We start from the raw sequence: 14,425 nt of genomic DNA, 5'->3' as shown, positions 1-14,425 counted from the left end.
GCCTTACCGTCGGCAGTCGCTACGGCGACTCCACGACCAACTGCGGCTCGGTCAGCCGTTCACACTTGCACTCGGGACACCGGCTCGGCGCCGAGAGCGGGTCGTCGAACCCCGTGAAGCCACACTCCTTGCACTCCGGGGGCGCGACCAGTAGCTGTTCGTCCTCGTTCTCCAGACTCTTGGCGACGTGCTGGGCGTGGTCGTAGACGACGCTCGTGGGGACGCCGAGCCGTTTCGAGAGCTCTCGGGGCGTCGCCGGCCCCTCGCGGAGGGCGTCGACGATGCGCTGGCGGGTAGTCGTCTCCATACTGCTCCTTAGCGGTCCGGTGACAAACCGCTTTTCCCGCCGCCGGCGGCCGTCTCAATGGAAAAAGGGTTTACCAGTCCCCCCGGAACGGGGACGTTATGAAGGCAATCGTTCTCGCGGGCGGCTACGCGACGCGCCTCTGGCCCATCACCCGCAACCGCCCGAAGATGTTCCTCCCCGTCGGCGAGGGAACCGTCATCGACGACGTGTTCGCCGACCTCGAAGCCGACGAGCGCGTCGACGAGGTGTACGTCTCGACCAACGAGCGCTTCGCCGACGATTTCGAGGCGTATCTCGCGGACAGCGAGTTCGAAAAGCCCGTCATCTCCGTCGAGGAGACCGTCGACGAGGACGAGAAGTTCGGCGTCGTCGGCGCGCTGGCCCAACTCATCGACCGCGAGAACGTCGACGACGACCTGCTCGTCGTCGCCGGCGACAACCTCATCTCCTTCGACCTCGCTGAGTTCGGCGACTTCTTCCAGGGGAAGGGCACGCCCTGCATCGCGGCCTACGACGTGGGGTCGAAGGAGCGAGCCTCCTCCTACGGCCTCGTGGATCTGGACGGCGACTGCATCGTCGACTTCCAGGAGAAGCCCGAGCACCCGAAAAGCACGCTGGTCTCCATCGCCTGCTATGCGTTCCCACAGGGGACGCTGCCGGAGTTCGAGACGTATCTCGCCGGCGAGAACAACCCCGACGAGCCCGGCTGGTTCATCCAGTGGCTCCAGTCACGCGAGGCCGTCCACGCCTTTACCTTCGACGGCGCCTGGTTCGACATCGGGACGCCCGAGAGCTACCTCGAAGCCGTCGCGTGGAAACTCGGCGGCGAGAACCTGATCGCCGACGACGCCACCGTCGACGCCGAGTTGGGCGAGAACGTCCACGTGATGTCCGGCGCGACCGTCGAGGACAGCGAACTCGACCATAGCGTGGTGTTCGAGGACGCCACCGTCGTCGACTCGGCGCTTCTGGAGTCCATCGTCGACGAATCGAGCTACGTCGAGGGGCTCGACCTTTCGGGGGCGCTCGTGGGCGCCCACTCCGAAATCGCGGACGCCGAGGAGTAACACGCCGTACTCTTGTCGCGTCCGGGTCGGCGACTATCGCCGACGGCGAATACGTTCGGGAGTAGGTTGACGGGGTTGTTCCGGCGTGTATCGGGTATGGCGACTGATACAGAGCGAACGCCGTGGCCACAGCAGTTGCTGGACAGCATCTGGCTGCTCGCGCTGGCAGCCATCATCTTCTGGATGCTGGCCTACGTCGTCTGGGGAGTCGTCGACGTCCTGACGGTGCCGGTGGGGTGATCACTGATGGACTCACCCCTGGACTCACCCGACGGCAACTGGTGGAGCGAGCGGATCAACCGCCGCGAGTCGATCTGGCTGGGGATCAGCGGCGCCTGGGCGCTGACGCTGTTCGGCTGGATGCTCGGCTGGACGGAGTTCGGCGGGCAGAACCAGACCGGCCAGACCTACCAGGTCTCCACCCAGGCACTCCAGCAGAAGATCCAGAACTACAAGCAGTCCGCGGGCACGCTGAGCGTCGACAGCGAGGAGCTACTCGTTCCCGCCGAAAACGACGTGTACGTCGGCGCGCTCCAGTGGGGCTGGGACGGGCTTCCGGCGGTGCTCAAGCCCGGCGAGACCTACCGGTTCCACCTTGGCTCCTACGACGTCCAGCACGGCTTCTCGGTGCGCAACGCGGACAACCTGAGCCAACAGATCTCGCTGCAGATCCTGCCGGGCTACGAGTGGGTGCTGGAGATGACGTTCGACGACCCCGGCACCTACCACGTCGTCTGCAACGAGTTCTGTGGCGAGGGCCACCGCTCGATGCACGGGAAGTTCCTCGTCCAGGACTACGACGAGTCGGCCGTGACGCCGCCGGCGCAGAGCGGCGGCGAGTCGGGCGGCAACGGCGAATCCGGCGGCAACGGCGGCGCCGATTACGGCGGCTGGTTCACCGGTGACGACACCGGCGGCGCGACCGGAAACTACGACGGGACGACCGTCGACGAGACCGGCTCCGATCAGGTCACCGTCACGGTCGGCGCCGAGGGCAACGGCGGCCCGTACGCCTTCGACCCGCCCGCAGTCTCCGTCTCACAGGGGACGGCGGTGACGTTCGAGTGGGCGTCGAACAACCACAACGTGCTGGTCGACTCCCAGCCCGACGGCGCGAACTGGGGCGGCCACGAACCCATCGAGAACGAGGGGTTCAGCGTCGAGCACACGTTCGAGACCAGCGGCGTGTACAAGTACTACTGCGAGCCCCATCTCGGCGTCGGGATGAAGGGCGTCGTGGAGGTGGTCTAGATGTTCGGATTCAGCACCTACGAGTACGACGACGACGGCTTCCGCGAGTGTAGCGTCACCGGCCTCACCATCCATAAGTCCGCCGAGGACATGGTGAAGCTGTACGGCCTGACCGCCATCCTCGCGCTCGCGGTCGGGGGCGTGTTCGCGCTGACGGTCGCGATGACCCGCTGGGAGGTGATCGGGCTGCTCCCGGCCGGCGATTTCTACACCTACCTCAGCGTCCACGCCTGGAACCTGCTGATCTTCTGGATGGTGTTCATGGAGATCGCGATCCTCTACGTGGGCGGCCCGTTCGTCCTCGGCCGACGGCTCTCGCTGCCCAGCGTCGCGAAGGTCGGCTGGGTGATCATGGCCGGGGGCGCCGTGCTCGTCAACGCCGCCATCCTGCTGACCGAGTACCCGAATCAGGCGCCGCTGCTCACGTCGTACGTCCCGCTGCCCTCGAGTTGGCAGTTCTACCTCGGCGCGAGCGTGTTCGTCGTCGGCGCCATCGTCGCCGCCGTACCCTTCCTCGCGACGATCTGGAACCACCAGCAGGAGAACCCGAGGAAGACGCTCCCGCTCGTGACCTTCGGCGCGTTCATCACGAGCATCGTCGCGCTCGAGGCGCTGCTGGGCGGGGTGATCACCTACGTCCCGACGCTGCTCTGGCGCGTGGGCTACTTCGAGAGCATCGACCCGGCGTTCTACCGGCAGATGTACTGGATCATCGGCCACGGGACCCAGCAGATCAATCTGCTGGCGATGATCACCGTCTGGTACTTCCTGACCCACGTCATCGGCGGCGCCGAAGTCGCGAGCCAGAAAGTCTCGCGGGGCGCGTTCGTGCTCTACCTCTTTTTCATCAACCTCGGGGCGGCCCACCACCTGATGTCCGACCCCGTGGTCTCGGCCGGCTGGCGGATGTGGAACACCTCCTACGCCGCCTACGGCGCCGTCATCGCGAGCATGATCCACGCCTTCGCCATCCCGGCCGGCCTCGAAGTGGGTCGCCGCGCGAAAGGGAAAGCCGGCGGCCTGTTCGGCTGGCTCTGGAGCAGTCCGTGGGACGATCCGGGCTTTTCGGCGACGATCCTGAGCATCATCCTGTTTGGCTTCCTCGGGGGCATCACCGGCGTCATGATGGGTCAGATGCAGCTCAACATGACCTGGCACAACACCCTCGCGACGGTCGGGCACTTCCACGCTACCGTCGCCACCGGGACGACGCTGGCGTTCATGGGGCTGGGCTACTACGTCCTCAGGCTCGTGTTCGGCCGTGACTGGTCGCCGGGCCTGCTCGCGAAGATCCAGCCGTACCTCTACGGCGGCGCGATGGGGCTGACGGTGCTGATGATGATGTACGTCGGCATCCTGTTCGGCGTGCCCCGTCGGCACCCCTCGGTGATGGATATCCCCGGGACGGCGTTCAGCTTCTCGCCCGCCAAGCCGTTCTTCGCGGTGTTCGGCATCGCCGCGCTGCTCTCGATCCTCGGGGGCGCGCTGTTCGTCGTCGTCGCGCTCTGGTCGCTCGTGTTCGGCGACGCCTTCGAGGGCGGCCCGGTCGGCGACGTGGACCGGGCGGCCGCCGACGGCGGTGAGCGAACCGACGGTTCGCGATCCTCGTCGGATCACCGATTCGACGGCGGCGGGTCGAAGGCGACCCACGCCTACAGCATGCGCGGGACGTTCGTGCTCTGTCTCGTGTTCCTCGGGGCGTTCGTCACGCTCTGGGCGCTGAACTGGTACCTGCTCTCGACTATCTGGCAGATCGGTCCCTGACCCATGGACACCGAACTCCCTGCACACCTCTGGTCGCTGGTCAAGCCCCGTATCGTGACGCTGCTCTGTGTCACCGGCGCGTTCTCGCTGCTGGCGGCCGGCGGCGCGTCGGCGGCGACAGTCGCCGGCTTCGTCGTCGCCGGCGCCTGCATCGCCGCCAGCGCGGCGGCGTGGAACTGCTGGTACGACCGCAACCTCGACCAGCATATGGAGCGAACCGCCGACCGACCGCTGCCCAGCGGTCGCCTCGATCACCGCGTCGCCGCCGCGTTCGCGACGACTCTCGTGGTCGTCGGAACCGCTGTCGGTCTCGCGCTGTTGCCCGCGCAGTCAGTCGCGTTCATGCTGCTCGGCTTCGCGTCGTACGTCGGCCTGTACACGGTCGCGCTCAAGCGACGCCATTGGCTCGGCGTCGTCCTCGGCGGCTCAGCCGGATCGTTTCCCGTGCTGGCCGGCTGGACCGCGGTGCGACCGCTGACGGCGGCGCCGCTCGTGATGGCGCTGGTCGTCTTCGCGTGGACGCCTGCCCACGCGTGGGCGTTGGCGTACGTCTACCGCGAGGAGTTCGCCTCGGTCGACATCCCGACGCTTCCGGTGGTGGCGTCGACGGCGCAGGTCCAGCGCGGGATCCGCTACGCCGTCTGGTCGACGGTTGCCACCGTCCTCGCCGTCATCCCCTTCGCCGAGCCACCCTACGCCGTCACCGCCGTCGCCGGGAGCGTGCTGTTCGTGCTGGGGTTCCGGCCGTTCCTCCGGACCGGCAGCGAGCGCACGGCAGTTCGGGCGTTCTTCACGTCGAACCTCTATCTCGCCGTGTTGTTCGTCGCGTGGGGCGCCGGCGGCGTGCTCCCGGATCTGACGCCGTGGAGTCAGCTACTCACGCTGGCTGCGCTGCCGGCGCTGTTCGTCGGGATGTGGGCCGCCCAGCCGTCGCTCCGGGGCGTGCCGGCCTCGGTGGGCGGCGAGTGGCGCCCAGTCACCGACCGGATCGCGGCGGGCGTGGCCGCGTTCCAACTCAGGATGGCCCGTGAACACGACCGGCCGGGGAAGGGTGAGTGACGATGTCCGACGACTCCGTCGGCGGCGACCGGCCGAGCCCCGAGGAGCCGTCGGTCAGCGTCCGTAGCCTCGTCAGTAGCGCCTGGAGCACGCTGAAAACGGTCTACTACGCCAACTCCCCGAGTTGGCGGGTGCTGAAAGCCGGCGGCCTGCTGTTTTTCGGCTTCTTCCTCTGGGCCGGGGCGAACGTCCTCTACTCGTACAACCCGGAACTGACGCTGCTGCAGTACCCGATGGCCTACGGGTTCGCGCTGATCGTCTACGGGCCGATCCACCACCTCGTCGTCCTCCCGCTGGCGTTCCGCTGGCGGCGCTCGACCGGCGCGAAACAGGACCTCGGGAAACGACTACCCAACGGAATGTTGGCGGCCTTCTTGGCGTTCGTGATCGTGCTGGGAACGTTCCCCGCGGGCCCGATGGTCGTCGACTTCCAGAGTGCGCTCGGGTCGAACAGCCCGGACGTGAGCCCGGACCTGCTCTGTACGAAGTCGACGACACAGAACGGGACCTCGGTCCACTGCCACCTGAGCGAGACCGACGCCGTGGACCGAATCGAGGTTCGAAGCGGCGACAGTCGACTGCTCGTCGACGATGATCCGCCCTACGAGTTCACCGTCCACGACGAGAACATCCAGACCGTCGCCGGGGAGAAACGGTTCACCGTCCGCCTGCAGGACGAGGACGGGGGGATGGTCCGGCGCTACACCCGTCGGCTGGCGATAATCGACGACGGGTAGCTACGGCTCGAACTCGTCGTTTTTGAGTCCGTTTCGAACCGGTTCGTGCTCGGCGTCGGTCGGCGGCGGCGCCGTCACGAGGACCGTCTCCAGTCGCTCGTCGCCGGCTTTGACGCCGCGGTCCTCCCCAGCGGGCACCGTGACGACCGATCCCGGACTGACTTCGTGGGTCTGCTCGCCCTCGCGGACGACGCCGTGGCCCGACTGGACGACGACGGTCACGTCGCTGTCGGGCGCGTGGACCGGGATGAACTGGCCGGGTTCGAAGTAGCCACAGACGGTCTTGCTGCGCTCGGTCCGGAACAGTTCCCGGGCCGTGAATCGGGCGTCTCCGTACGCGCGCTCGGCGTCGACGCTGGTGTGCGGCATGCGTACGGCTCGCTTCGGCGCCGGCCTCCCGGTTGTGCCGAATACGTTCGCGGGTGGCGGTCGTCGCAGATCGTGGTCGGGACCGAGGCCGCGGGCGCTAAGTGGCCAGCGCCGGTAGGTCGGGTAATGAGTCAGCAGCGAGTCACCGTCGACTGCCCCGAGTGTGGCCTGACGGAGACGTTCGACGGCCTCGGGTCGGCGCGGTCGTTCATCGAGGACCACCGGACCGAGACGGGTCACGAGGCGACGTGGGAGCTACCCCAGTTAGCCTCGGGCGTCGAGCGCGCGGGCGACGAGGCGGGCGTCTGTGGGAGCCCCGACTGTACCGACACGGAGTCGCCGCTGTATCAGGGCGAGTAGTCGGCGATCGTTTCTGCCGCGAGCGTGTCCTTGTGGCCCTCGTTGGGGCCGCCGGCGATGGTGAGTAGCTTCGCGTCCCGGAGGTAGCGCTCGACGTGGTGGTCCGTCGTGTGGCCGACGCCGCCGTGGAACTGGACGGCGTCGTTGGCGTTGTCGACGGCGGCCTGCGTGGCGTTGATCTTGGCCATGCTGAACGCTCGGCCCATTTCCGCGCCCCTGTCGGCGCGGTCGGCCGCCCGGAGCGTTAGCAGGCGCGCAGCGTCGACGCGCTCGGCCATCTTGCCCAACTCCCAGCGCAGCCCCTGATTCTCGCTGAGCGAGCGGCCGTACTGCTCGCGCTCGGTCGTGTACGCGACCGTGTCCGCGAGCGCGGCCCGGGCGATGCCGACGCCGCGGGCCGGGACGTTCACGCCGGTGTGAATCTCGCCGCGCTGGACGTACGCCTCACCAACCTCGCCGACGCGTTGCTCGTCGGGCACGTGGACCGAGTCGAGCGAGACCCGCGGCGACTTCACCGGGCGGGCGGCCAGTGTCTCCCAGACGCGGTCGACGTCGAACGCCTCCGTCGGGACGAGGAAGGCAGTCACGTTGTGCGGTGCGTCGGCGTCCGGGCCGGTCTTGGCGTAGGTGAGCACGTAGTCGGCGTCGAGGAAGTTCGTGACCCACTGTTTGTGGCCGTCGAGTCGCCAGCCATCGCCGTCGCGTTCGGCGGTGGTCCCCATCTCCAGTTTGTTACTACCGGCGTTTTCCTCGCTCAGGCCGAGTGCGCCGACTGTGTCGAACGTCGCCATCTCGGGGAGGAAACGCTCGCGCTGGGCGTCGGTGCCGAACCGTTCGATCACCGTGGCGACGCCGAGATGCAGCGCGAGCGTGCTCGCGACGGGCATCAGCGCCGCCGATAGCTCCTCGATCACCAGTACCAGTTCGACCAGCCCCTCGCCACGGCCGCCGTACGTCTCGGGCAGCGTCAGGCCGGCGTAGCGCTGGTCGCCCAGCGCGTCGAGAATCTCCTCGGGGTACGCCTCCTCTCGGTCCAACTCGATCGCCCGGGGACGAATCTCCGTCTCGGCGAACTCGCGAGCCTCCGACTGGAGGGCGCGTCGGTGCTCGGTCAGCGCGAAATCCATGCGGCCGGCTTAGACCCGACCATAGTTAAACACGCCCGGCGCCCCCGGCCGCCGAGGTCAGTGGTCGGGGGTCACTCGATTCCCGTTGCATGTTAACTGTAAACAACACAAATGGGGCGCCAGAGGTCCCGAGAACCGCAGATTACCATTGCGCATCAAAGAAGTCTTTTGTATTCCCACCGCGTATCCCGCGTACTGTGAAACGTTCGATTGAGCGGCCGCAAGGCAGCGACGGCGCGGCGACGACTCGACGACGATGGCTTCAGGCGCTCGGAGTGGCTGGCGCCGCTGGGCTGGCCGGCTGTACCGGCGGCGACGAGGGCGGCGACGCCCAGTCGACGGCGACCCAGACCGAGGAGAACGCCTTCGGGACGGCCGAGCCAACCGGCACCGAACGCGACTCGCTCCCCGAGGTCAGCGGCACCTACCGCACGGTGACATCCGGGCGAGTGAACACGCTGAACCCGCTGTACAACCGTGAGGGCACCGCAGGCACCATCATCAGCTACGCGCTGGACGCCGGCTACGCCTACCGACGGGGCAACGAGTCGTTCAGTCAGCTCTACGAGCTATCGACCGACGACGGTGGAAAGACGTGGACTGCGGTGCTCCGTGAGAACCTCCGGTTCAGCGAGCCCTACGGGCAGGTGACCGCCGAGGACTTCGTCTACCAGGTCCGGGCGGTCCACCAGTCCGACTGGGCGGCGACGGCACAGGCCTCCTCGTGGCCTAGCGAGGTGTCCGTCGAACAGACCGGCGAGTTCGAGTTCCAGATTACGCTGCCCGAGGCGAACCTGCTCTACCCCGAGACGCAGGACCCGCTGCTCTACCCCATCCCGAAGGGCCTCCTCGAACCGTACGTGGAGTCGAAGGACGCCCAGGGGCTGCAGCGCGATCAGGAACTGCTGAACCTCTCCTTTGCCGGCAACCTCGGCGCCTACACCCTGAAGGAGTGGAACCGTGGCAGCGAGCGCTCGTTCGTCCGCAACGAGGAGTACTACCTCCGCGAGGCCGACGACGTGCCCCAGCTGTTCGGGAACGCGCCGTACTTCGAACGGCTGGAGTCCTCGGTCGTCAAGGAGCAGGCCGCGCGGCTGGGCGCACTCGAAACCGGCGAGACCGACAGCGCCGGCGTCCCGCCGAGTCAGGTCGCCCGGACCGAGGAACTCGACGGCGTCGACGTGAAGGTCGTTCCGCAGCCGTACAACGACGTCCTGACCTACAACATGCGGGACAACGGCTGGAGCGCCGGCCCGGGCAACCTGTTCCGGGAGACGAAGTTCCGGCAGGGCCTCGCCTGCGCCGTCGACAAGGGGAGCATCGTACAGGGCGTCCAACGGGGCTACGCCAACGTCGAGTACACCTGGCAGCCCCGCTGGTCTCGCTGGTACCCCGAGGACGCCGACATCCCGAAGTACGGGACCGGCGACCTCTACGGCCGTGAGGCGACGCGGAGCCGGATCCGCGAGGCCATCGCCGACACCGACTACGAGTACGGCGACGAGTACCTGCTGAACCCCAGCGGCGCGCAGTGTGAGATCGACCTCTACTACGGCGCCGGCGACGAACTCGAGCGCTCGAAAGCCGGGTTCATCGCCCGCGAGATCGAGGAGAACGCCGGCATCGTCGTCCACCCCGAAGCCATCGACACGACGACGTTCAACACGAACTACTGGCAACAGGAACTCCCCGAGAACCCCGAGGAGTACGAGTGGTCCAACGGCTCGTTCAACGCCGGGCCGCGCGAGGTCACGAGCGCCAACTCTTGGGACATGGAGATCGTCTGGGGGCTCAACACCTACCCGCTCAACCCCACGACTGCGAGCATCTTCTTCGTCGAAGACGACGCGTACAACCCCTACGGCTACTACCCTGACTGGGACGCCGAGGGGCTGTTCGCAGAAGCGCGCGGCGCCGAGAGCGAGGAGGCGCTTCAGGAGACGCTCACGAAGATCTTCGAGCATATCGCACAGGACCAGCCGATGGGGATGCTCTCGTTCCCGGCGGACACCATCGGCTACGCCAGCGACATCAGCGGCCCGAGCGAGGACTACTTCAACGGCTGGGACTTCGCGGCCTGGACGCGAGAGGAGTAGGCTGCGTCCGAAGCGGAGCCCGAGCGCCCGGAGGTCGCCGACTCACTCCAGCCAGGCGTCTTCGACGACGACGTGGCCCCGTGATCCCTCCCACTCGCTACGCAGGTCCAACCCGACCCGGCGATCCATGTGCGGGCCGCCGACAACGAACGTCTCGAACTCCCCGCCTTCGCCGAGCACGTGGACGCCGTACTGATCGTTCAGCTCCCGGAGTTCCGCGAGCGCATCGGCGTCGAGCGTGCGGCCCAGCCACGACTCGTCCAGCCCCGCGGCCGCGACCTGTACGATCCTGATCTCGAAGCCGGCCGCCAACATCTCCTCGGCGAGCGTCTCGGGGTCGCGCTGCCAGAGCGGCGCGAACAGGTCGATCCCGAGGCGGTCACAGAGCCCCTCGATTCGGGCGGTCTGGAACTCGCTCTCGACGGCGCCGGCAGTGACGCCCGTGAGGTCGAACGCCGGATCGTCGGCCATCGCCTGAAGCGCGGCCTCCAGCGGCTCCAGTTCGGCGTCACCCTGCGCGCCGGCGTCGACGACGTCGTCGGCGCCGAAGTCGTCTGGTTCGATCTCCGTCAGCGGGAGGCCGATGCTCTCGGCGGCGAGCCCCGCCAGATGCGTCGCGGGCGTGTGGTACATGTACGAGTCGCCCGCGGGGTGGACAGTCAGGAGTCGGCCGACGTCCAGCCCCTCCTGCTGGGCGCGGTAGAGCGCCCACGCGGAGTCCTTGCCGCCCGAGAAGAGGCACACCCAGGTCATGTCCGGCCGGAGTCGGGCCGGGAACATACCGCCTCCGGTTCGACGCCGGTGCCCCCACCGCGCAGTTTTTGCCGGCGCTGAGCCAACGGGAGGTATGCACCGCCCAGCCGAGACCCCCCAGGGAGTGAACGCGGCCGCGGCGCGGCACACGGTGAGCGCGCCGTGATCCGGTTCGAGGCCGTCGACCGGGGGCTCAGGCTGCTCGACAGCTTGGAGGAGGTCGAGTACGTCCTCGACATCGGCACCGAGGACGCCCCCATCGAGCCGGCGCCCGCCTCGACCGACTCCTTCCCCGCACCCCTCGACGCCGCCGTCGAGATCCAGACTGATCAGCTCTGCCTGCCGACCGTCGTCGACTACCACCTCCGGGACGAGGACGGCGGGTTCCGCGAACTCGTCGCCGGCGGCGAGCAGCACCTCGCCGGGACGACGTTTTTCGAGGCGACGAACACGCCGATGAAGCTCTATCTCCGGTTCGACGGTCCCGCCGCCATCGAGACCGAGGGGAACCGCACGCTGGTGCAGTTCGACGACCCCGGATCCGTCACTGTCGGCGCCCGATCGCTCCACCAGCGACCGGCCGGGACGGTTACGGTACCGGAGACGCCCGCGGGAGTCGCCCGGGGGCTCTCGCTGTTCGGCTCGGCGCTGCAGACTACCTCGCCGGAGCGCTCCTTCCCGACGCTGCGGGGCCACCCGCCACGGCTCGTCGTCGGCGACGAGTTCGACGCCGAGGGGCTCGAACGGCCCGACACCGGGATCAGGATCGAGGTACCCGAGGACTACGAGAGCGTGTTCACGGTCGCGCCGCTTTCGTACTACCTCGGCGCCGAGATCGTCACGGGCGTCGGCGACCCGCGGGTCGTCGCCGGCGGCGGGTCGTTCCCCCTCACCGGCGACCTGCCGACGGCAGTCGCCGAGACGCTGCACCACTGCTTCCTGCTCGACTGCGTGACCCGGACCGAGGGGCGCTATCCCGTGAAACTCGCCGAGCACGAGCAGCTGGCCGCGCGAACCGAGATCCACCCCGAGCGGTGGTACGACCTCCCAATCGCCGACCGGACCGCGGCGTACCTTTCGATCCCGACCGAGAAAACCGCGGATCTGCTCGACTGGCACCTGACCGCCGATGTCGAGCCAGAAGCCCGGAACGCCGCGATCCTCCCGTACGTCGTCAACGATCTCGCGGCAGTCCGGTCGCCGGCGCCGACGGGGGCCGACCCCGTTGATACCGGGGACGACGACCTCGGGGAGTTCTTCCGCGGGCCCGCGACCGAGGAGACCCAGAACGCCGACGAGGGCGCCATCGTCTCCCCGGTACCGACGGACACGTACGGGCACGTCTGGGTCGGCGAGGGGTTCCCGATGGGTGCCTCGAAACCGACCGTCGACGCCTACCGCCGGCGGCTGGACCGGCAGCCAGACGAGGACGGGACGACCACGGTCACGCTGGTCTGCAACGACGCGGAGATGCTCGACGAACTCGACGATGAGCTGTACGGCTTCCTGGACATGCTCAGCTTCGAAGTGCGTCGGCACGACGACCTCACGACGGCGGAACTCCGGGAGGTGCTGGCCGAGGACACCAGCTTCCTCCACTACGTCGGCCACGTCGAGGACGAGGGCGTCCAGTGTCGCGACGGCTATCTCGACCTCGCGACGCTCGAGTCGACGGGCGTGGAAGCGTTCCTGCTGAACGGCTGTCGCTCCCACGAACAGGGGCAGGCGCTCGTGAACGCGGGCGCGTTCGGGGGCGTGGTCACGCTGACGGCCGTGGGCAACGCGCGGGCGACCGAGACCGGCCGGCATCTGGCGCACTTACTCGACATCGGCTTCGACTTCCACGGCGCACTCGACGTGATCCAGCGCACCCGCATCTCGCGGCGGGACTACGTCATCGTCGGCGACGGCCGGGTGACGGTCTCGCAGTCGGACTCGGGGACGCCGCTGCTGCTCAGGTGTGAGGGGCGCGGGCCCGACCACGCCACGTTCACCTATCAGGAGTACCCCAGTTCGCGGTTCGACCTCGGGACGATGACCCATCCCTACGTCGAGGAGAGCGGGCGGCAGTATCTCGCGGTCGGCGAGATGGCGAGCTATCGGGTCGATCGGGAGACGTTCGAGGAAACGCTCCGCTCCGAGCGAGTCCCGATGATCGTCGACGGTGATCTCCGGTGGACCAACTCGGTCGACCTGTTCGAGTAGGCGCTCTCAGGGCCCGACAGTGGAGCCCTGTGCCCCGGCGACAGTGCCGCTCTGAGAGAGCAACAGCAGCATCGTGAACAGGACGCCGACCATCTTCGGGTGCTCCGCGAGGTACGCCGCCATGCTCGAACTGTTGGATTCCATGTTGTCTCAAACCGTTCGAGATAGGAAAAATATATCTTAAATATACGTATTGAGAAAATTTGAAATTATCTTCTACAAGCAGTCGGCCGATAGTGGTTCACAGACGGGCAAAAATCGGCGTCGTCGACGGCGCTTCCGTCCGAATCGGGGACGGCAGTCGGGTCCCCCGACGCTACATGTAGCCCAGGTCACGGAGGCGCTCCATGAGGTCCTCCTTGTCCTGGGCACGCCCGGCGCGTTCGGTCGTGTTCTCGAGGTCCTGGTGCCACGCAGGCTCGTCCTCGCTCTTCTCGGTGGAGACCTCCGAGCCCAGCGAGCGGAAGCCGGCGAAGTACTTGGGCGAGACCGGGATGTCGTCCTGGGTGAGGCCGTTGGGCAGGTCGTCGGCGTCGTCGGGGACGTAGCCCTCCTCGGGGTAGGCCTCGACGGTATCGGGCACGACGTAGTGCCAGAAGCAGTCCCAGACCGCGCGCTCGTCGAACTGCAGGATCGGCTGAATGCGGTCGTGGGGCGGGTAGATCTCCGGGTCGTGGCGCGGGCTGAAGAACGTCTCGTCGGCGCGGGCTTCCTGCTCGTCCCAGCGGACGCCGGAGACGATGCCGTCGATGTCCAGCTCCTCGATGGCGTTGTTCAGCGGCACCGTCTTCAGCAGGTGGTTGCCGACGTAGGTGTCGAGCAGGAACGGGAACGTGTCCTCCTCGTACTCGAGGATATTCCGGATGTGATGACGGTTCTGCTCGTTCAGTTCCGAGATCTCGATCTCGTCGCCCGGCGTGAGGTCGTGCTCCTCGACGTATGCACCGATATCCTCGTTGCGCGCGAAGTGCACGTCGAGGTCCCACTCGTCGGCCCAGTGCTCGACGAAGTCGATCAGTTCGTCGAAGTGCTGGTAGTGATCGAGGAACACCGCGGGCGGCATCTCGAGACCGTGTTTCTCGGCGACCTCCTTCACGAAGTAGAGCGTGAGCGTGGAGTCCTTCCCGCCGGTCCACATGATCGCGGGGTTCTCGTACTCCTCGAGGCCCGTCCGGGTGACCTCGATGGCCTTCTCGATCTTGTGCTGGAGGCTCGGGTAGTCCTCGGGGGACTCGCCCTCGCCGCCGGTGTAGTCGACGTCCAGGTAGTCGGGGAACTCGCTCATCGTCTAATTAGATGTAATTACGGACCTTCAAAGTTCTTGTGTCAG

General features: G+C 67.4%; 15 protein-coding genes. 9 read left to right on the top strand and 6 right to left on the bottom strand.

Annotated elements, in window-relative coordinates; all coding sequences use genetic code 11:
- Nucleotides 1-19 precede the first annotated feature (19 nt).
- Nucleotides 20-307, bottom strand: a complete 288-nt coding sequence (locus J2753_RS07860) for a transcriptional regulator (RefSeq protein ID WP_209491388.1) — start codon at nt 305-307, stop codon at nt 20-22.
- Between the two features lie 98 nt (nt 308-405).
- Here J2753_RS07860 and J2753_RS07855 point away from each other — a divergent pair, with 98 nt between their 5' ends.
- The 6 genes from J2753_RS07855 to J2753_RS07830 all read left to right on the top strand — a co-directional run bounded on the left by J2753_RS07855 (nt 406) and on the right by J2753_RS07830 (nt 6,185).
- Nucleotides 406-1,374: a nucleotidyltransferase family protein gene (locus J2753_RS07855; protein ID WP_209491387.1), complete on the top strand. Its 969-nt coding sequence runs from the start codon at nt 406-408 to the stop codon at nt 1,372-1,374.
- A 96-nt stretch (nt 1,375-1,470) separates the two neighbouring features.
- Nucleotides 1,471-1,614: a hypothetical protein gene (locus tag J2753_RS07850; RefSeq protein ID WP_209491386.1), complete on the top strand. Its 144-nt coding sequence runs from the start codon at nt 1,471-1,473 to the stop codon at nt 1,612-1,614.
- Between the two features lie 6 nt (nt 1,615-1,620).
- Nucleotides 1,621-2,625, top strand: coding sequence for a halocyanin domain-containing protein (locus J2753_RS14395; protein ID WP_245334542.1), 1,005 nt, complete (start codon nt 1,621-1,623; stop codon nt 2,623-2,625).
- Nucleotides 2,626-4,389, top strand: coding sequence for a cytochrome c oxidase subunit I (locus J2753_RS07840; protein ID WP_209491385.1), 1,764 nt, complete (start codon nt 2,626-2,628; stop codon nt 4,387-4,389).
- A gap of 3 nt (nt 4,390-4,392) precedes the next feature.
- A complete protein-coding gene (gene cyoE, locus J2753_RS07835; protein ID WP_209491384.1) occupies nt 4,393-5,448 on the top strand; it encodes a heme o synthase in 1,056 nt (351 codons plus the stop codon).
- Between the two features lie 2 nt (nt 5,449-5,450).
- The gene (locus J2753_RS07830) at nt 5,451-6,185 is read left to right on the top strand and encodes a hypothetical protein (RefSeq protein ID WP_209491383.1); all 735 of its coding nucleotides are present in this window, start codon (nt 5,451-5,453) and stop codon (nt 6,183-6,185) included.
- On the opposite strand, the gene J2753_RS07825 is transcribed toward J2753_RS07830, so the two are convergent.
- Complete coding sequence (locus J2753_RS07825; RefSeq protein ID WP_209491382.1) at nt 6,186-6,554, bottom strand: cupin domain-containing protein; 369 nt, start codon at nt 6,552-6,554, stop codon at nt 6,186-6,188.
- A 126-nt stretch (nt 6,555-6,680) separates the two neighbouring features.
- Here J2753_RS07825 and J2753_RS07820 point away from each other — a divergent pair, with 126 nt between their 5' ends.
- Nucleotides 6,681-6,914 carry a DUF7542 family protein gene (locus tag J2753_RS07820; protein WP_209491381.1) on the top strand — a complete coding sequence of 78 codons (234 nt, stop codon included), beginning with the start codon at nt 6,681-6,683 and terminating at the stop codon, nt 6,912-6,914.
- Here J2753_RS07820 and J2753_RS07815 read toward each other — a convergent pair.
- Entirely contained in the window at nt 6,902-8,041 is a 1,140-nt protein-coding gene (locus J2753_RS07815; RefSeq protein WP_209491380.1) for an acyl-CoA dehydrogenase family protein, read from the bottom strand. The genes J2753_RS07820 and J2753_RS07815 overlap by 13 nt on opposite strands.
- A 197-nt stretch (nt 8,042-8,238) precedes the next feature.
- Here J2753_RS07815 and J2753_RS07810 point away from each other — a divergent pair, with 197 nt between their 5' ends.
- Complete coding sequence (locus J2753_RS07810; protein ID WP_321168790.1) at nt 8,239-10,137, top strand: ABC transporter substrate-binding protein; 1,899 nt, start codon at nt 8,239-8,241, stop codon at nt 10,135-10,137.
- A gap of 42 nt (nt 10,138-10,179) precedes the next feature.
- On the opposite strand, the gene J2753_RS07805 is transcribed toward J2753_RS07810, so the two are convergent.
- Nucleotides 10,180-10,890: a diphthine--ammonia ligase gene (locus J2753_RS07805; protein WP_209491378.1), complete on the bottom strand. Its 711-nt coding sequence runs from the start codon at nt 10,888-10,890 to the stop codon at nt 10,180-10,182.
- 162 nt (nt 10,891-11,052) lie between these two features.
- Between J2753_RS07805 and J2753_RS07800 the strand changes: the two genes are divergently transcribed.
- Nucleotides 11,053-13,095: a caspase family protein gene (locus J2753_RS07800; RefSeq protein ID WP_209491377.1), complete on the top strand. Its 2,043-nt coding sequence runs from the start codon at nt 11,053-11,055 to the stop codon at nt 13,093-13,095.
- 6 nt (nt 13,096-13,101) lie between these two features.
- Here J2753_RS07800 and J2753_RS07795 read toward each other — a convergent pair whose 3' ends face one another.
- Both J2753_RS07795 and J2753_RS07790 read right to left on the bottom strand, forming a co-directional pair.
- Entirely contained in the window at nt 13,102-13,239 is a 138-nt protein-coding gene (locus J2753_RS07795) for a DUF7503 family protein (RefSeq protein ID WP_209491376.1), read from the bottom strand.
- Nucleotides 13,240-13,411: 172 nt separating this feature from the next.
- Nucleotides 13,412-14,380, bottom strand: a complete 969-nt coding sequence (locus J2753_RS07790) for a phosphoadenosine phosphosulfate reductase family protein (protein WP_209491375.1) — start codon at nt 14,378-14,380, stop codon at nt 13,412-13,414.
- Nucleotides 14,381-14,425 lie beyond the last annotated feature (45 nt).

Source organism: Halolamina salifodinae, from assembly GCF_017874235.1.
In the GTDB taxonomy this organism is placed as follows: domain Archaea; phylum Halobacteriota; class Halobacteria; order Halobacteriales; family Haloferacaceae; genus Halolamina; species Halolamina salifodinae.
Note: the sequence above shows the minus strand (reverse complement) of the source record. Positions and strands in the feature narration are given on the sequence as shown.